Annotated in this window: 15 protein-coding genes and 4 tRNA genes; 14 read left to right on the top strand and 5 right to left on the bottom strand. The window is 55.1% G+C overall.

Annotation, left to right across the window (positions count from 1 at the left end):
* The first annotated feature begins 13 nt into the window (after positions 1–13).
* The 12 genes from rfbA to RT120_RS17320 all read left to right on the top strand — a co-directional run bounded on the left by rfbA (position 14) and on the right by RT120_RS17320 (position 9,262).
* The gene (rfbA, locus tag RT120_RS17375) at positions 14–895 is read left to right on the top strand and encodes a glucose-1-phosphate thymidylyltransferase RfbA (protein WP_312984573.1); all 882 of its coding nucleotides are present in this window, start codon (positions 14–16) and stop codon (positions 893–895) included.
* On the top strand, positions 873–1,550 hold the full coding sequence (gene rffC / locus RT120_RS17370; protein WP_312984571.1) for a dTDP-4-amino-4,6-dideoxy-D-galactose acyltransferase: 678 nt from the start codon (positions 873–875) through the stop codon (positions 1,548–1,550). Before rfbA ends, rffC begins: the two co-directional genes overlap by 23 nt.
* A 4-nt stretch (positions 1,551–1,554) precedes the next feature.
* Positions 1,555–2,685: a dTDP-4-amino-4,6-dideoxygalactose transaminase gene (gene rffA / locus RT120_RS17365; RefSeq protein ID WP_312984569.1), complete on the top strand. Its 1,131-nt coding sequence runs from the start codon at positions 1,555–1,557 to the stop codon at positions 2,683–2,685.
* A 1-nt stretch (position 2,686) separates the two neighbouring features.
* Positions 2,687–3,937, top strand: coding sequence for a lipid III flippase WzxE (gene wzxE, locus RT120_RS17360; protein ID WP_312984567.1), 1,251 nt, complete (start codon positions 2,687–2,689; stop codon positions 3,935–3,937).
* Positions 3,934–5,010, top strand: coding sequence for a TDP-N-acetylfucosamine:lipid II N-acetylfucosaminyltransferase (locus tag RT120_RS17355; RefSeq protein WP_312984564.1), 1,077 nt, complete (start codon positions 3,934–3,936; stop codon positions 5,008–5,010). The genes wzxE and RT120_RS17355 overlap by 4 nt, the downstream gene beginning before the upstream one ends.
* The gene (gene wzyE / locus RT120_RS17350) at positions 5,007–6,368 is read left to right on the top strand and encodes an ECA oligosaccharide polymerase (protein WP_312984562.1); all 1,362 of its coding nucleotides are present in this window, start codon (positions 5,007–5,009) and stop codon (positions 6,366–6,368) included. The genes RT120_RS17355 and wzyE overlap by 4 nt, the downstream gene beginning before the upstream one ends.
* A gap of 8 nt (positions 6,369–6,376) precedes the next feature.
* Complete coding sequence (wecG, locus tag RT120_RS17345; protein WP_312984560.1) at positions 6,377–7,117, top strand: lipopolysaccharide N-acetylmannosaminouronosyltransferase; 741 nt, start codon at positions 6,377–6,379, stop codon at positions 7,115–7,117.
* A 231-nt stretch (positions 7,118–7,348) separates the two neighbouring features.
* Positions 7,349–8,734, top strand: coding sequence for a bifunctional threonine/serine APC transporter ThrP (gene thrP / locus RT120_RS17340; RefSeq protein WP_312984558.1), 1,386 nt, complete (start codon positions 7,349–7,351; stop codon positions 8,732–8,734).
* A 102-nt stretch (positions 8,735–8,836) separates the two neighbouring features.
* Positions 8,837–8,913: transfer RNA gene (locus RT120_RS17335), tRNA-Arg, on the top strand.
* Between the two features lie 56 nt (positions 8,914–8,969).
* Positions 8,970–9,045, top strand: a tRNA-His gene (locus RT120_RS17330).
* A 15-nt stretch (positions 9,046–9,060) separates the two neighbouring features.
* A tRNA-Leu gene (locus RT120_RS17325) sits at positions 9,061–9,147 on the top strand.
* A gap of 38 nt (positions 9,148–9,185) precedes the next feature.
* Positions 9,186–9,262, top strand: a tRNA-Pro gene (locus RT120_RS17320).
* Positions 9,263–9,847: 585 nt separating this feature from the next.
* On the opposite strand, the gene hemY is transcribed toward RT120_RS17320, so the two are convergent.
* From hemY to hemC, 4 genes are read right to left on the bottom strand one after another with little or no spacing between them, the layout of a single operon-like run.
* Positions 9,848–11,044 (bottom strand): protoheme IX biogenesis protein HemY, encoded by a 1,197-nt coding sequence (gene hemY, locus RT120_RS17315; protein WP_312984556.1) that lies wholly within the window; start codon positions 11,042–11,044, stop codon positions 9,848–9,850.
* Positions 11,044–12,243 carry a uroporphyrinogen-III C-methyltransferase gene (gene hemX / locus RT120_RS17310; RefSeq protein WP_312984555.1) on the bottom strand — a complete coding sequence of 400 codons (1,200 nt, stop codon included), beginning with the start codon at positions 12,241–12,243 and terminating at the stop codon, positions 11,044–11,046. Before hemX ends, hemY begins: the two co-directional genes overlap by 1 nt.
* A gap of 21 nt (positions 12,244–12,264) precedes the next feature.
* Positions 12,265–13,002, bottom strand: coding sequence for a uroporphyrinogen-III synthase (hemD, locus tag RT120_RS17305; RefSeq protein ID WP_312984554.1), 738 nt, complete (start codon positions 13,000–13,002; stop codon positions 12,265–12,267).
* Positions 12,999–13,940 carry a hydroxymethylbilane synthase gene (gene hemC, locus RT120_RS17300; RefSeq protein ID WP_312984553.1) on the bottom strand — a complete coding sequence of 314 codons (942 nt, stop codon included), beginning with the start codon at positions 13,938–13,940 and terminating at the stop codon, positions 12,999–13,001. The genes hemD and hemC overlap by 4 nt, the downstream gene beginning before the upstream one ends.
* A 284-nt stretch (positions 13,941–14,224) precedes the next feature.
* Between hemC and cyaA the strand changes: the two genes are divergently transcribed.
* Positions 14,225–16,771, top strand: a complete 2,547-nt coding sequence (gene cyaA, locus RT120_RS17295; RefSeq protein ID WP_312984552.1) for a class I adenylate cyclase — start codon at positions 14,225–14,227, stop codon at positions 16,769–16,771.
* Here the strand turns inward: cyaA and cyaY are convergent, their stop codons facing one another.
* Positions 16,772–17,092 carry an iron donor protein CyaY gene (gene cyaY / locus RT120_RS17290; protein ID WP_312984550.1) on the bottom strand — a complete coding sequence of 107 codons (321 nt, stop codon included), beginning with the start codon at positions 17,090–17,092 and terminating at the stop codon, positions 16,772–16,774.
* Positions 17,093–17,263: 171 nt separating this feature from the next.
* Between cyaY and lptM the strand changes: the two genes are divergently transcribed.
* Positions 17,264–17,467: an LPS translocon maturation chaperone LptM gene (gene lptM / locus RT120_RS17285; protein WP_312984548.1), complete on the top strand. Its 204-nt coding sequence runs from the start codon at positions 17,264–17,266 to the stop codon at positions 17,465–17,467.
* Positions 17,468–17,476: the final 9 nt, after the last annotated feature.

Here is a 17,476-nt window from a genome sequence, read left to right as displayed (position 1 = left end):
CAGGAGAGACGATATGAAGGGGATCATTCTGGCGGGTGGTTCAGGGACGCGTCTGCATCCCATCACGCGCGGCGTGTCGAAGCAACTTCTGCCCATCTATGACAAGCCAATGATTTACTACCCGCTCTCCGTGCTGATGCTGGCGGGGATTCGTGAGATTTTGTTGATCACGACACCTGAAGATTTGAGTAGCTACCAGCGTCTGCTTGGCGATGGCTCAGATTTTGGGATCAGCCTCCAGTATGCTGAACAACCCAGCCCCGACGGGCTTGCTCAGGCATTTATTATTGGTGAAGCATTTCTCGACGGTCAGCCCTCCTGCCTGGTATTAGGCGACAACATTTTCTTCGGACAGGGGTTCAGCCCGAAATTAAGGCATGTCGCGGCCCGCAGTGGGGGCGCGACGGTGTTTGGTTATCAGGTGATGGATCCTGAACGCTTCGGCGTCGTCGAGTTTGATGACAATTTCCGGGCGCTCTCCATTGAAGAAAAGCCTGAACAGCCTAAATCCAACTGGGCGGTTACCGGTCTCTATTTTTATGATGAACATGTCGCCGAGTACGCGAAAAAGGTCAAACCCTCCGGGCGCGGCGAACTTGAAATCACCTCCATCAATCAAATGTACCTGGAACAAGGCACGCTCTCTGTAGAACTGTTAGGCCGTGGATTCGCCTGGCTGGATACGGGTACCCATGACAGCCTGATCGAAGCCAGCACTTTTGTGCAAACCGTCGAGAAGCGCCAGGGATTCAAGATTGCCTGTCTGGAAGAGATCGCCTGGCGTAATGGATGGCTGGATGATGATGGCGTTAAGCGCGCCGCAGAACGCCTTGTGAAGACGGGTTATGGGCGTTATTTACTGGAGCTGCTTCGTGCCCGTCCGCGCCAGTATTGACCCCCTGGAATGGGAAAGCCGATTTTTCGGCATTAACAGCGCGATCCTCCGGCTCGCGGATGATGCCGCGCAGGTTGATCCGTCGCAGTTAGCCGTCTGGCCTCGGTTACAGGCAAAAGTGCCCGCACAGCGCACGGACTGGCTGGATAGCCTGCAACAGTTGCAGTTTCAGGTGGTGGAAGGCGAGGTGGATTTTGTGCTCGATATCGGTGTTGGCAACGACAACCCCGGTCTTCAGCCTGCGCAGAGCCGCGATATTCCCGCTCTTCGTGCGATGGCGACCACGCTGTTTGCTAATAGCCGCTTTCGTACGCCCTGGTACGCCCCTGACGCCAGCGGGCGTTTTTACGCGCAGTGGGTAGAAAATGCGGTCAATGGCAGTTTCGATCATACCTGCCAGGTAATGCGTGATGACGGTGGTGCGATCCGGGGATTTGTCACGTTGCGCCAGCTTAACAGCGGCGAAGCGCGTATCGGCTTGCTGGGCGGTTTTGGGGCTGGACGTATTCTGATGGACGCCGCGCGCCACTGGTGTGAAGTTCATCAATCAGCGGTGTTGCGCGTGGCTACCCAAATGGGCAATCGCGCCGCCATTCGTCGCTACATTCAAAGCGGTGCTACCCTGGACAGCGCCGCGTATTGGTTATACAGGTGAACAGATGATCCCATTTAATGCTCCGCCCGTGGTTGGAACGGAAATTGACTACATGCAGTCTGCAATGGGCAGTGGAAAATTATGCGGCGATGGCGGCTTCACCCGCCGCTGCCAGCAATGGTTTGAGCAGCGCTTCGGCAGCGAAAAAGTCCTTCTTACCCCGTCCTGCACTGCGTCGCTGGAGATGGCGGCATTGTTGCTGGATATCCAGCCCGGCGATGAAGTCATCATGCCAAGCTATACCTTCGTGTCGACTGCCAATGCTTTTGTGCTGCGCGGCGCGAAAATCGTCTTTGTCGATCTGCGCCCCGATACCATGAACATTGACGAGTCACTGATTGAAGCGGCAATTACCGATAAAACCCGTGTCATTGTGCCGGTGCACTATGCGGGCGTCGCCTGCGAAATGGATACCATCATGGCCATTGCAAAGAAGCATGAGCTGTATGTGGTGGAAGACGCGGCACAGGGGGTGATGTCCACCTATAAAGGCCGGGCGTTAGGCACGATTGGTCATATCGGCTGCTTCAGTTTTCATGAAACCAAGAATTACACCGCCGGAGGCGAAGGCGGCGCGACGCTGATCAACGATCCCAAACTGACTGAGCGGGCGGAAATTATTCGCGAGAAAGGCACTAACCGCAGCCAGTTTTTCCGTGGGCTGGTGGATAAATACACCTGGCGGGACATCGGCTCCAGCTATTTAATGTCAGATCTCCAGGCGGCCTATCTTTGGGCACAGCTCGACGCGGCGGACCGCATCAACCAACAGCGTCTGGCGCTATGGCAGACCTATTTTGACGCGCTTGAGCCGCTGGCTCGTGCAGGGCGCATCGAGTTGCCTTCGATCCCGGAGTCCTGTAGCCATAACGCGCATATGTTTTATATCAAACTGCGCGATATCGACGATCGCAGCAATTTGATTGCCTGGCTTAAAGAGGCAGAAATCCTGGCGGTATTCCACTATATCCCGTTGCACAGCTGTCCGGCAGGCGAGAAATTTGGCGAACTTCATGGCGAAGACCGCTACACCACCCGCGAAAGCGAACGCCTGCTGCGGTTACCGCTGTTCTACAATCTGGCGCCTTTCAACCAGCGTACGGTTATCAATTCGCTGTTAAGTTATTTCGCCTGATATGTCTCTTGCAAAAGCCTCAGTGTGGACGGCAGCGTCCACGCTTATCAAGATTGCCGCTGGTTTGCTGGTTATCAAACTGCTGGCGGTGGCGTTTGGCCCGGAAGGGGTCGGACAGGCAGGAAACTTTCGTCAGCTGATTACGGTGTTGGGCGTACTGGCGGGTGCTGGAATTTTTAACGGCGTGACGAAACTGGTCGCCCAGCATCATGACAATCCCGATGCGTTAAAGCAGGTCACCGGGACGTCGTCATCAATGGTGCTGGGGTTTTCTACGCTATTGGCGGTGATTTTTTTACTGGCCGCGCAGCCCATCAGCATTGGCCTGTTTGGGCACGATCGCTACCAGAATGTGGTGCGGCTGGTGGCTTTTATCCAGATGGGTATCGCCTGGGCTAACCTGACGCTGGCTATTCTGAAAGGCTTTCGCGATGCGCGCGGCAATGCGCTCTCGCTGATTGTTGGCAGCGTGACTGGCGTCGCCGCCTGGTATCTGTGTTATCGCCTCGGCGGCTACGAAGGTGCCTTGCTGGGGCTGGCGCTGGTGCCTGCACTGGTGGTATTCCCGGCGTTATGGATGCTGAAAAAGCGTGAACACGTGCCGTTTAGTTACCTCAAACCGCGCTGGAACGGCCCTCTCGCCAGGCAGTTGTCGAAATTTACCCTGATGGCGTTAATGACCTCGGTTACGCTGCCGGTGGCGTATGTGATGATGCGAAACCTGATGGCGGCGCAGTATAGCTGGGATGAGGTCGGCATCTGGCAGGGGGTGAGCACCATTTCCGACGCCTATTTGCAGTTTATCACCGCCACGTTCAGCGTCTGGCTGCTGCCCACGCTGTCGCGCTTAACCGCTAAAGACGACATTACCCGCGAGGTTGTGCGTTCGCTGAAGTTCGTGCTTCCGGCGGTCGCGGCAGCGAGTTTTACCGTCTGGGTATTGCGCGATGTCGCTATCTGGCTGCTGTTTTCAGCGAAATTTACCGCCATGCGCGATCTGTTCGCCTGGCAGCTGGTGGGTGATGTGCTGAAAGTGGGCGCTTACGTCTTTGGTTATCTGGTGATTGCCAAAGCGTCGCTGCGCTTTTATATCCTGGCGGAACTCAGCCAGTTTGCGCTGCTGACCGGGTTCTCCCGCTGGCTGATACCTACCCACGGCGCGCTGGGCGCGGCGCAGGCGTATATGGCCACTTATATTGTCTATTTCACCTTATGTTGCGGCATATTTTTACTCTGGCGCAGGAAAGCATGAACCCGTTAATCCATATTCTGGGGTCTGATATTCCCCACCATAACCAGACCGTGCTGCATTATTTCAACGATGAATTAGCGTCGCTGGGGAGCGTTGCCCGCCGCTTTATGGTGGTCTCGCAGGATCCGTTGTTGCAAAGCGAGTATCCGGCGCTGGAAATCGCCCGTTATCCTGATAAAAAAGCGCTCAGCGCTGCGGTTATCAAACTGGCGCGTCACGATCGCACGCAGCGTTTCTTCTTCCATGGGCAATTCAATGCGCCGCTGTGGATAGCGTTGCTGACGGGTGGCCTGACATCTTCACAGGTGAGCTGGCATATTTGGGGTGCTGATTTGTATGAAGCGTCGCGCAGCCTCAAGTTTCGGCTGTTTTATTTTCTGCGCCGGCTGGCGCACAAGCGCGTTGGGCATGTCTTCGCCACGCGCGGCGATCTGAATTATTTCCAACAGCGTAACCCTGCGGTGCCAGGCTCGCTGCTCTATTTCCCTACCCGTATGGATCCGGCGCTGAACGGGCTGGAAAAAGCGCCATCGTCTGGCAAATTGACCCTCCTGGTGGGGAACTCCGGCGACAGAAGCAATGAACATGTTGCGGCGTTGAAGGCCGTTCACCAGCAGTTTGGCGATAACGTAGACGTAATTGTGCCGATGGGCTATCCAGCCAACAATCAGGCGTACATTACGGAAGTGGAGCAGGCCGGGCGGTCGCTGTTCAGCACCGGTAATTTGCATGTTTTGCGCGAGCAGATGGCATTTGACGATTACCTCGCCATGCTGCGGCGTTGCGACCTGGGTTATTTTATTTTTGCCCGCCAGCAGGGCATCGGCACCCTGTGTCTGCTCATTCAGGCCGGGATCCCCTGCGTGCTGAGCCGCCAAAACCCGTTCTGGCAGGATATGGCTGAACAGCATCTGCCGGTTTTGTTCACCGACGATATACTTAACGAAACGGTTATTCGCGAAGCGCAGCGTCAGCTTGCTCTGGTGGATAAATCAACCATCGCCTTCTTCCGGCCCGGCTATCTCACAGGCTGGCATCAGGCGTTACGCGTGGCGGCGGGAGAGGCATCATGAATTTGTTGCAGTTTAGCGGCCTGTTCATCGTCTGGCTGCTGGCGACGCTGTTTATTACCACCACGACCTGGTTTGAATTCCGCCGGGTGCGGTTTAATTTTAATATTTTCTTCTCTTTATTGTTCCTGCTGACCTTTTTCTTCGGCTTTCCGTTTACCGCCTTACTGGTGTTTCGCTTTGATGTCGCCGTGGTGCCTGCGGACGTGCTGCTTCAGGCGCAGCTAGCCGCCGCGTGCTTCTATGGGATCTACTATGTGACCTATAAAACCCGGCTACGGTCACGCGGCAGCGAGCGAACGCGCCAGCTTTTCTCGGTGAATCGCGTTGAGGCGCAGTTGACGTGGATGCTGTTGATGGCGGTAGCGCTGGTCAGCGTGGGCATTTTCTTTATGCACAACGGCTTTTTGCTGTTCCGTCTGCATTCGTACAGCCAGATATTTTCCAGTGAAGTGTCCGGCGTGGCCCTGAAGCGTTTCTTTTATTTCTTTATTCCGGCGATGCTGGTGATCTATTTCCTGCGCCAGAGTGTCCAGGCATGGCTGTTTTTCCTGATTGCCACCGTGGGTTTTGGATTACTGACTTACGTGATTGTCGGCGGAACCCGGGCCAATATTATTATCGCTTTCGCGATTTTTCTGTTCATCGGTATTATTCGCGGCTGGATTTCGCTGTGGATGCTGGCGGCAGCCGGGGTGATGGGCATCGTCGGCATGTTCTGGCTGGCCCTGAAACGCTACGGCCTGGATGTCAGCGGAGACGAGGCGTTTTACACGTTCTTGTACTTAACCCGCGATACTTTCTCGCCGTGGGAGAACCTGGCGCTGCTGTTACAGAACTACGGTAATATTGAATTTCAGGGGCTGGCGCCCATTGCGCGCGACTTCTACGTCTTTATTCCCACCTGGCTGTGGCCGGATCGGCCTGGCATCGTACTTAACTCGGCGAACTATTTTACCTGGGAAGTCCTGAACAACCATTCCGGGTTGGCGATTTCGCCGACGCTGATCGGCTCGCTGGTGGTGATGGGTGGTGTGTGGTTTATTCCACTGGGCGCGGTGGTAGTCGGCTTGATTATTAAATGGTTTGACTGGGTGTATCAGCATGGCCTTAGTGAAAACAATCGTTATAAGGCGGCGATTTTGCAGAGTTTCTGCTTTGGAGCCATCTTTAATATGATCGTGCTTGCCCGGGAAGGTCTCGATTCGTTTGTCTCGCGCGTGGTGTTTTTTATGGTGGTCTTCGGTGCCTGTTTGCTGATCGCCAAATTGCTGTACTGGATGTTGGAAAGTGCCGGGTTGATTCGTGGCAAAGTCCGTTCACTTTCGGGGCGTTTTCCGCCCGGTCACAATCTCGGATAAGGAAGCAGATGGCTGATGACATTACCGCGCCGCGTTATACCTTACGCGGGCTGGATTTGCTCGGTTGGCGTGATAAACAACATGCCCTCGATTACCTCTATGCGAATGGACGCCTCAGATATGGGACGCTGGTGGCCATCAACGCCGAAAAGATGCTCACGCTCAATGACGATGCGGATGTCAGGGCGCTGATTGAGGCGGCGGAATACAAATACGCAGATGGCATCAGCGTTGTTCGCTCTGTACGCAAAAAATATCCGCAGGCTCAGATATCCCGCGTTGCAGGCGCGGATCTGTGGGAAGCCTTAATGGCGCGCGCCGGGCAGGAGGGCACGCCGGTGTTTCTGATAGGTGGTAAACCTCAGGTGCTGGACGAAACGGCCAGCCAGTTGCGGCAGCGTTGGCAGGTCAATGTGGTCGGCGAGCAGGATGGCTATTTTCCACCGGCAGCGCGTCAGGCGCTGTTTGAGCGGATCCGCGACAGTGGCGCAAAAATCATTACCGTGGCGATGGGCTCTCCACGGCAAGAAATTTTCATGCGCGACTGCCGTCAGGTCTACCCGGATGCGCTCTATATGGGCGTCGGCGGCACCTACGATGTGTTCACCGGTCATGTAAAGCGCGCACCAAAAGCCTGGCAGCGTCTCGGCCTGGAGTGGCTGTATCGTCTGCTTTCCCAGCCCAGCCGCATCACCCGCCAGCTTCGTTTACTGCGCTATCTCGCCTGGCATTATACCGGCAAGCTCTAACCTCCCCACGGCGGAACGCGCTTTCGCCGTATCGTTACCCCCCGCATTTTTTCTATTTCTCAACATTTTTTTAATCAGCCGTTTGCCATTTTGGAAAATTTAGGAAACCATGCGCGGGTTTTAGCGCCTGATATTCACGTCAGTGATGTCTGGGCCACGATTACCCCTATAGCATGACCCATAACAATAACCGGCGTAGCCGGAGCAACAACATCACAACACAGAGGATTTATGGCAGAGAAAAAACCTGAGCTTCAGCGTGGGCTGGAGGCTCGACATATCGAACTTATCGCCCTGGGGGGCACCATTGGCGTCGGGCTGTTTATGGGCGCGGCGAGCACCCTGAAATGGGCGGGCCCGTCGGTACTGCTGGCGTACATTATCGCGGGCTTGTTTGTCTTCTTTATCATGCGTTCTATGGGCGAAATGCTGTTCCTGGAACCGGTGGCCGGTTCATTCGCTGTTTACGCGCACCGCTATATGAGTCCATTCTTCGGCTATCTCACGGCCTGGTCGTACTGGTTTATGTGGATGGCGGTGGGGATATCAGAAATTACTGCCATCGGGGTTTACGTGCAGTTCTGGTTTCCGGAGATGGCCCAATGGATACCGGCGTTAATCGCGGTAGGTCTGGTGGCACTGGCAAACCTGGCGGCGGTCCGTCTGTATGGTGAAATCGAATTCTGGTTCGCCATGATCAAAGTCACCACTATTATCGTGATGATCGTGATGGGTCTCGGGGTGATTTTCTTCGGTTTCGGCAACGGCGGCCAGGCGGTGGGTTTCTCAAACCTGACGGAACATGGTGGATTCTTCGCGGGCGGCTGGAAAGGCTTTTTAACCGCACTGTGTATTGTCGTGGCGTCTTACCAGGGCGTGGAGCTGATTGGGATCACCGCCGGTGAAGCGAAAAACCCGCAGGTTACGCTGCGTAGCGCCGTCAGCAAGGTGTTATGGCGTATCCTGATTTTTTACGTGGGCGCGATTTTCGTTATCGTCACGCTGTTCCCGTGGGATCACATTGGCAGCAATGGCAGCCCGTTCGTACTGACGTTTGCCAAAATCGGTATTACCGCAGCGGCAGGGATCATCAACTTTGTGGTGCTGACGGCGGCGCTATCGGGCTGCAACAGCGGTATGTATAGCTGTGGACGTATGCTGTATGCCCTATCGAAAAACCGCCAGTTACCGGCAGCGGTAGGCAAAGTATCGAAAAACGGTGTTCCCGTGGCTGGCGTGGCGATTTCCATCGCCATTCTGCTGATAGGTTCCTGCCTGAACTACATCATTCCAAATCCACAGCGGGTGTTTGTGTATGTGTATAGCGCCAGCGTATTACCGGGCATGGTGCCTTGGTTTGTGATACTGATTAGCCAGTTGCGCTTTCGCCACGTACACCGCCAGGCAATGGCCAGCCATCCGTTCCGCTCGATGCTTTTCCCGTGGGCGAACTATTTGACCATGGCATTTTTAATTTGCGTACTTATTGGCATGGGTTTCAACGATGACACGCGCATGTCGCTGATTGTCGGGGCGCTATTCCTGGCGCTGGTGACGGTGGTGTACAGGCTTTTTGGCCTCAATCGACACAATTCACTGCCTAAAGTGGAGAGATAAGCGACAAAGTGCGCAAAGCATAACCAAACGCGCATTTTCTTAAAAAAAGCACTAGACAGCAGGGCACGAAGCCCGTAGTATCCCCCTCCGCAACGGCGCTACGCGCCCGTAGCTCAGCTGGATAGAGCGCTGCCCTCCGGAGGCAGAGGTCTCAGGTTCGAATCCTGTCGGGCGCGCCATTTTAATGAGGCGCTTGAGCGGTGAAGTAGAACAAAGCGCGTAAAGATTTGCAGTGGTGGCTATAGCTCAGTTGGTAGAGCCCTGGATTGTGATTCCAGTTGTCGTGGGTTCGAGTCCCATTAGCCACCCCATTATTTAGTGGCGATGCGAAGGTGGCGGAATTGGTAGACGCGCTAGCTTCAGGTGTTAGTGTCTTAACGGACGTGAGGGTTCAAGTCCCTCTCTTCGCACCACAACTGAATTGAACTAAAAATTCAAAAAAGCAGTAATTCGGCGAGTAGCGCAGCTTGGTAGCGCAACTGGTTTGGGACCAGTGGGTCGGAGGTTCGAATCCTCTCTCGCCGACCAATTTAGAACCCCGCTTCGGCGGGGTTTTTTCTTTTCTTTTTCTCCGTTATTACGCTTTCTTATCCCTTAACCGATCCTGTCGCTAAATGACAACGGCAACGACCCGCATTGTCGCTCATTTGAGACGCATAACCTTCTGTAATTAAAACAGAAAATAAAAAGGACTGTTGTTTGTCTCCTGGCAGCGACAGTTAAACCTTATCCAGATCACATTCTTATTGCCGCTATGGCGATTTTGCCGCGTTAACTCGCTGAATATCCCGGGAAGTTTTCGGAACATTTTACCCTGCGTGTTTGGCATAGATTGTGCAATAATATCTGCGTAGATGCTCATTCCATCTCTTATGCTCGCCGAAGGCTTCATAAACCCAGGAATGATGCAGAGCCGTTTAACGGTGCTTATCGTCCACCGAGAGATGTCGCTAACGCCTCATCAAACACCATGGACATAACGTTGAGTGAAGCACCTCTTTAGTTGTCACAGACCTCTTTAACACCTGCCAACTGGCAGGTGTTTTTTTATCTGCGTTTTAAAGCGATGCAAAGAAAAATCGCCTTCCCGATTGAGAAGGCGAAAGAGGAGGGTTACTGCGGAGGATTGTTTTGCAGCGTCAGCAGCAGGCCATCGCGGCGCATTTGCGCGGCTTCTTCCGGCTGATGCAGTCGGTCCAGCACATCGGCGAGCCAGGCGTAATCAAAGGCATCCGGACGCTGTTTTAACGCCGCGCGAAACGCGATGCTCGCTTCCTGCCATTCGCCATGCTTCATCAGCAGTTGGCCCAGGGTACTCCACAATAACGGGCGATCGCCCTGGGTTTTGATCTGCTGGCGTAGCGCTTTTTCAAGCTGCTCGGGATTGTCGGTTTTCAGGCGTGGCATCAGCATAACCAGACGCTCATCGTACTGGCGTTTCAGCCCATCGAGAATGATAGTCTGCGCGGTATCGTGATCGTCGCATTCGATAAGATGTTCCGCCATCGCCACCTGAAGCGCGGTTTGCTGACGCGTCTTACGGCTCTGGTTTTGCCACCAGGCTTTCAGGCCATCGCTGCCCTGTTCGGCACGCGCCTGTTCCATTAACCCAATCCACGCCTGCTGTTGCAGCGCGTCGCGATGGGCATCGTCCGCCACCTGCGCTTTTTGCATTGACGGCAGGATATCCAACAGCGAGCTCCATGCGCCGGTACGTATATACGCTTGTTCCGCCAGACGCAGCACTTCAGGATGACGCGGGGTAACTTCCAGCAGCTTATCAACGCCGTGACGCGCCGCGTGGTTTTCGTTACGCGCCAGTTGCAACCGCACCCGGGTGATTTCTACCGGGATCTGATCGCCATCGGCCAGTTCCGCCGCACGTTCAAGGTGCTGATTGGCGCGGATTTCGTCGCCGCGCTGCTGTGCTGCTTCCGCCGCCAGTAAATAGTTCACCACCGGCTGTTCGGCATGATCGGCATTTTTCGACATCAGTTTTTCAACCTGCTGATAGTCGCCTTCTGCCAGTTTCAATAACGCCTGGCTGGTTTGTTTACGGGCGCGATTACGCTTGCGGCCCAGGAACCAGCCGCGCGTGCGTGCGCCGGTACGGAACAGACGACGCAGGATCCACTCGATCGCAAACAACACCACCAACGCGAGGATCAAGATGATCGCCAACCCGGTAACGCTGGTTTCGATGTTCCAGTTGTCGGTCTGGATCAATACGTAGCCCTGGTGACCGGCGATCATGGGTCCCACAACGATCCCTGCCATCAGCAGCAGGAAAAGCAACAGTACTTTTACCATCACTGTTCTCCCTGGGCCGGTTCAGACGCCGCAGGCGCTTCGGCAGGTGCCGGTGCGGCCTCGGCAGGCGCGGCTTCTGGTGACGCGGCAGCAGGCTGCGCCAGCAGGTTACGCACCCGGGTTTGCATCAATTTTTCCAGAATCGGCTGGCTTTGCAGCGTTTCCGGGACATCCATGGTGATGTTTTGCTGGCTTAACGTATCCAACGTATCCAGAAAGCCTTTAGTCGTCGCGTCGTCAGTGTCGTAATAGGCGCGCACCCACGTCGACACGTTATCCAGCGACTGTTTATAGGTTTCATTCTGATGGCGCGGCACCGCCTGCGCGGCGATTAATAACCGTGAGCGGATATTCTCGCGCAGGTAGATGTCCTGATTCGGGGCCAGCAGCGGCACGGCGGTGTCGTCGCGGCGGCGAATGGTAATGAAGCTGTCCATAAAGTTATGCCAGCTCTTCACCAGGTTTTGACGCCATTCGGTAATAGTGCTGGAAAGCTCCGTACCGTCGCTATCCATGGGGGCGGAATCATTGTCGTTATCCGCCAGGCGCAGGTTATCTACCTGATTAGCCAACTGATTCAGCTTCAGGATAATGCCGTCATAATCTACCTGCGACACTGCAGACAGCGTGGCGATATCGTCAGTGATGGCGCGGCGTGCGGTAATCAGGCTCGGGTCATTCATATCCGCGAGGCTGGCATCGGCGCTTTTCAACAGTGCGGCGGCAGTGGTCACATCCTGATCGCTCCACAATTTGCGGCCAGCGAGTTTCACCAGGAAGTCCGACTGCGCCAGCAGCCAGGTTTTTGCGTCGGTACCAGAAATGGTGGCGACTTTCTGCTGCACTTCATCCAGTTGGCGCGTCAGATTTTCCTGCTCGCGTTTCGCTGCATCCAGCGCGCCCGCCTGCTGTTTAATGGTGTTTTCCAGATCGGATTTCTGGGTTTGCTGCTGCTGTTGCAGCGCCGTCAGCTGGCCTTCCAGCGCTTCAAGCGTGGCATTTTGATTCGCGGATTGATGTTTGCCCCAGCTATACAGGCCAACGCCAGCGGCCAGTGCAATGGCGATAGCGACTGCGCTTAGCGCCAGCGCGGTATTGATTTTGCGGTCTTTTTTCTCAGGTTGTTGAGGCGGGGAGGTGATTTCCACCGGATCCCTGTTTTCTTCAGGCACAGTTGAGGCGTTTTGTTGTTCCATCATTATGGCTTCCCATTATGAGAGTTATTGCAACACGCGCAGCAGCGCATCGTTGTCAGCATTATCGGCGACGGTAATGTCCAGCCAGCCCAGTTCCCGGGCGAGGGTCGCCAAACGTTCGCTGACGACAATCAGTCGGCAACGAAGTAACCAGTTCGTTTGATACCAGGGCGGGATCAGCGTAAACAGGCGCTTGAGCATTTCTCCGCTGGTGACAACCAGCGTATCCACGCCGCGCTGCTGCCAGCGATACGCTTCTTCCGTCCCGTCATAATATTTGTCATTACGTTGATAACATTCACAAAACGTCACGCTGGCACCGCGTTTGGCCAGGGTCTCGCCGATAAGCTCACGCCCGCCGTTGCCACGCAAAAGTACCGCGCGCTTACCTGCAACGTTTTGTAATTCTGGTAATTGTAGCAACACTTCGCTGATTTCCCGGTCGCGCGGATAATTAACCGTGAGCCCGCTGGCGGTATGCAGCGCAAGTGCCGTGGTGCGCCCGATGGCGAAAGCCTGAACCTGCGGCCAGGCAAAGTGTTGTTGCCGCAGCGTGGCCGCCGCATGTGACACGGCGTGTTGAGAAAGCGCGAATAGCAGATCGTCTGGTGACAGGGACGCCAGCAAATCCGGCAGAGCCGACAGTTCGCGTCCGGGAGAAAACTCAATCAGCGGTAAACTCCAGGCGACCTTTCCCTGCGCGCGCAAGCGGCTTACCAGCTCTTCTCCCGCGGGGGAGGGACGGGTCACCAGGATATTCATGCCGGTGCGTCTCCGTCATAAACTTCAGCCAGAATGGCGCGCGCGCCGTTTTCCAGCAGTTCTTCCGCCAGCGAGACGCCCATTTTTTCCGCGTCCTGCGCCGGACCGCGGCGTTCGCCACGGATCACCTGCGATCCATCCGGCGCGCCGACCAGCGCCCGCAGCCAGATCTCGCCGTTATCGATCTCCGCATAACTGCCGATCGGCACCTGGCAACCGCCTTCGAGGCGGGTATTCATGGCGCGTTCGGCGCTAACGCGAAGGGCGGTTTCATCATGGTTCAGCGGTGCCAGTAATTCACGGGTGCGCGTGTCATCAAGGCGGCATTCAATGCCGACCGCGCCCTGGCCCACGGCGGGAAGGGAGACGTCGGCAGGCATGGCGTAACCGATGCGGGCGTCCAGATCCAGACGTTTTAAACCGGCAACGGCGAGAATAATGGCATCGTAGTCGCCGTTATCGAGTTTGCTCAGACGGGTGCCGACGTTGCCGCGCAGCGAGCGGATTTCTAAATCAGGACGGCGCTCGGCGATTTGGCACTGGCGGCGCAGGCTGGAGGTACCAACCACGCTGCCGGCAGGCATATCGTCGAGGCTGGCGAAACGGTTAGAGACAAACGCATCGCGCGGATCTTCGCGCTCGCAAATGGTCACCAGACCCAGCCCTTCCGGGAACTCCACCGGCACGTCTTTCATGGAATGCACAGCGATATCAGCACGGCCTTCAAGCAATGCCAGTTCCAGCTCTTTAACGAACAAACCCTTGCCGCCCACTTTCGCCAGCGGGGTATCAAGAATAATGTCGCCTTTGGTCACCATCGGCACCAGTTCAACTGTTAATCCGGGATGAAACGCCTCCAGACGGTTTTTGACATAATGTGCTTGCCAGAGTGCGAGCGGGCTTTGGCGGGTGGCAATTCTTAGTACATTGTCTAACATGCTTGTTACCGTTAATTCGTCCATTTACCATCCTAACATTGTAACCAGAACAGTGTCAGTTTTAACGGGTTTTAGCAGGAAAGAGGGATATACGTCTTGTTCTAAGACTCCGAAGCGGGCTTTCAATGCTACAATGGATATGTAGCGCAACTTCCTTTACGGTCAACCCGCAAGGTGTTAAATTGATCACGTTTTAAGCCGAATGTCGGCCTCTCCAGGCAAAATGCGATAAGGCGACAAACGCGGCAGTTTTCCGAAATAGTGCAATCATCAGGCGATATGTCTTGTACCTCTATATTGAGACCCTAAAACAGAGACTGGATGCCATCAATCAATTGCGCGTGGATCGCGCTCTTGCTGCCATGGGGCCTGCTTTCCAACAGGTCTACAGTCTGCTGCCGACATTGCTACACTATCACCACCCGCTGATGCCGGGTTACCTCGATGGTAACGTTCCCCGTGGCATCTGCCTCTACACGCCTGATGAAACCCAACGCCACTACCTGAACGAGCTTGAACTGAAGCGCGGCCTGATTCCGCGTGAAATGCCTCAGGGCGAATTGCCGATCACCGGTCTTTACACCATGGGCAGCACCTCGTCCGTCGGGCAGAGCTGTTCATCCGACCTGGATATCTGGGTCTGCCACCAGGCCTGGCTCGATAATGAAGAACGCCGGTTGCTGCAACGCAAATGTAGCCTGCTGGAAAGCTGGGCCGCGTCGCTGGGCGTCGAAGTTAGCTTCTTCCTGATTGATGAAAACCGCTTCCGCCATAACGAAAGCGGCAGCCTGGGCGGCGAAGACTGCGGCTCGACTCAGCACATTCTGCTGCTGGATGAGTTTTATCGCACCGCCGTACGTCTGGCCGGTAAACGCATCCTGTGGAACATGGTGCCGTGCGAAGAAGAAGAGCATTACGACGATTATGTTATGACGCTGTACGCGCAGGGCGTGTTGACGCCTAACGAATGGCTCGATCTTGGCGGCTTGAGTTCGCTGTCGGCGGAAGAGTATTTCGGCGCCAGCCTGTGGCAACTGTATAAAAGCATCGATTCCCCGTACAAAGCGGTATTGAAAACCCTGCTGCTGGAGGCGTATTCCTGGGAATACCCGAATCCGCGCCTGCTGGCAAAAGACATTAAACAGCGCCTGCACGACGGTGAAATCGTCTCGTTCGGCCTCGATTCCTACTGCATGATGCTGGAACGCGTAACGGAATATCTGGAGCAGATCGAAGATACCGCCCGTCTGGATTTGGTGCGCCGCTGTTTCTACCTGAAAGTGTGCGAGAAACTCTCCCGCGAGCGTGCCTGTGTGGGCTGGCGTCGTGAAGTTATCAGCCAAATGGTGAAAAGCTGGGGTTGGGACGAGGCGCGCTTAACTATGCTGGATAACCGTGCTAACTGGAAGATCGACCAGGTTCGCGAAGCGCATAACGAACTGCTCGACGCCATGATGCAAAGCTACCGTAACCTGATCCGCTTTGCGCGTCGCAATAACCTGAGCGTCTCGGCAAGCCCGCAGGATATCGGCGTTCTGACCCGCAAACTGTATGCGGCTTTTGAAGCCCTGCCGGGTAAAGTCACTTTGGTGAACCCGCAAATTTCGCCGGATCTCTCTGAGCCGACGCTGACCTTTATTCATGTTCCGCAGGGCCGCGCCAACCGCAGCGGCTGGTATCTCTATAACCGCGCGCCGAACATGGAATCGATCATCAGCCATCAACCGCTGGAATATAACCGTTATCTTAATAAGCTGGTGGCCTGGGCCTGGTTTAACGGCCTGCTCACGTCGCGCACCCGCCTGTTTATTAAGGGCAACGGTATTTGCGACCTGGCAAAATTGCAGGAGATGGTAGCGGATGTCTCCAGCCATTTCCCACTGCGTTTGCCCGCGCCAACGCCGAAAGCGCTGTATAGCCCGTGCGAAATCCGTCACCTGGCGATTATCGTCAACCTCGAATACGACCCGACTGCCGCGTTCCGTAACCAGGTGGTGCATTTCGATTTCAGAAAGCTGGACGTGCTGAGCTTCGGCGAAGAGCAAAAATGCCTGATCGGCAGTATTGACCTGCTGTACCGCAACTCGTGGAACGAGGTGCGCACCCTGCATTTCAACGGTGAGCAGGCGATGATCGAGGCGCTGAAAACCATTCTCGGCAAAATGCACCAGGATGCCGCGCCGCCGGACAGCGTGGAAGTGTTCTGCTACAGCCAACATCTGCGCGGCCTGATCCGCACCCGCGTGCAGCAGTTAGTGTCTGAATGCATTGAATTCCGCTTATCCAGCACCCGTCTCGAACCGGGCCGCTTTAAAGCGTTGCGCGTAGCCGGGCAGACGTGGGGCTTGTTCTTTGAGCGCGTGAACGTTTCCGTGCAGAAGCTGGAAAACGCGATCGAGTTCTACGGCGCGATTTCCCATAACAAGCTGCATGGCTTGTCGGTACAGGTTGAAACCAACCAGGTGAAATTGCCGGCAGTGGTAGACGGCTACGCCAGCGAAGGGATTATTCAGTTCTTCTTTGAGAACACAAAAGACGATAGCGGCTTTAACATCTACATACTCGACGAGAGCAACCGCGCCGAGGTTTATCACCACTGCGAAGGCAGCATTGAAGAACTGGTACGCGACGTTAGCCGTTTCTACTCGTCATCGCATGACCGCTTCACCTACGGTTCCAGCTTTATCAACTTCAACCTGCCGCAGTTCTACCAGATTGTGAATATTGATGGCCGCAATCAGGTGATCCCGTACCGCAGCCAGGCGATTACTAACATAGTGCCGCCCCGTCAGGACGACACCACGCCGTTGCTGCAACAGTACCAGTCGTAATCAGCGAAAGCTGACGAGTTCGCCCGCTTGCTGCGTGCAGGCGGTTTCCAGCAAAGACCAGAATTTCTCGCCGCTACGATCGCACACCCATTCACCGTCACGTAAATCGAAATGGTAGCCGCCCTCTTTGGTTGCCAGCCAGACCTGATGCAGTGGCTCCTGGCGGTTAATGATGATTTTGCTGCCGTTTTCAAAGCTTAAGGTCAGCACGCCGCCGTTGATTTCACAGTCGATATCGGTTTCACCGTCGTAATCGTCGATACGTTCTTCGATGGTCTGCCACAGGCCATCGGCAAGGCGATGAAATTCACTGTCGTTCATGTCTGTTTCCTGTTGTGAGTTATGGCGAAAGTATAAAAGCTCTGGATCTGAATAGAAACCTTGCCGCTGCGCGCGTTTTACCGGGAACAGGAGATTGACGATGGCAAACTCTTGCTTTTGCGGCTTCTCCTGCGATGATAGAAAGCAAAGCATTAACTACAGGCATTCATAATGAAGAAAATTCTTTGCTCACTGGCCGTGGTGCTGGCGTTTGCAAGCCTTACGGGATGCGGCCTGAAAGGGCCACTTTACTTCCCGCCTGCGGATAAGAAAGCCCCGCCGCCGACGCGTCCGGTGCAGGATAATACCCAATCCACCATGCCCGACCGTAACGATCGCGGCCAGAACGATCAGCCGACTCAGGTGATTTACTGATCGATAACG

This window comes from Atlantibacter sp., assembly GCF_032062175.1.
Classification (GTDB): Bacteria; Pseudomonadota; Gammaproteobacteria; order Enterobacterales; family Enterobacteriaceae; genus Atlantibacter.
The sequence above is the reverse complement of the archived record's forward strand: the minus strand, read 5'-3'. Positions and strand labels throughout refer to the sequence as shown.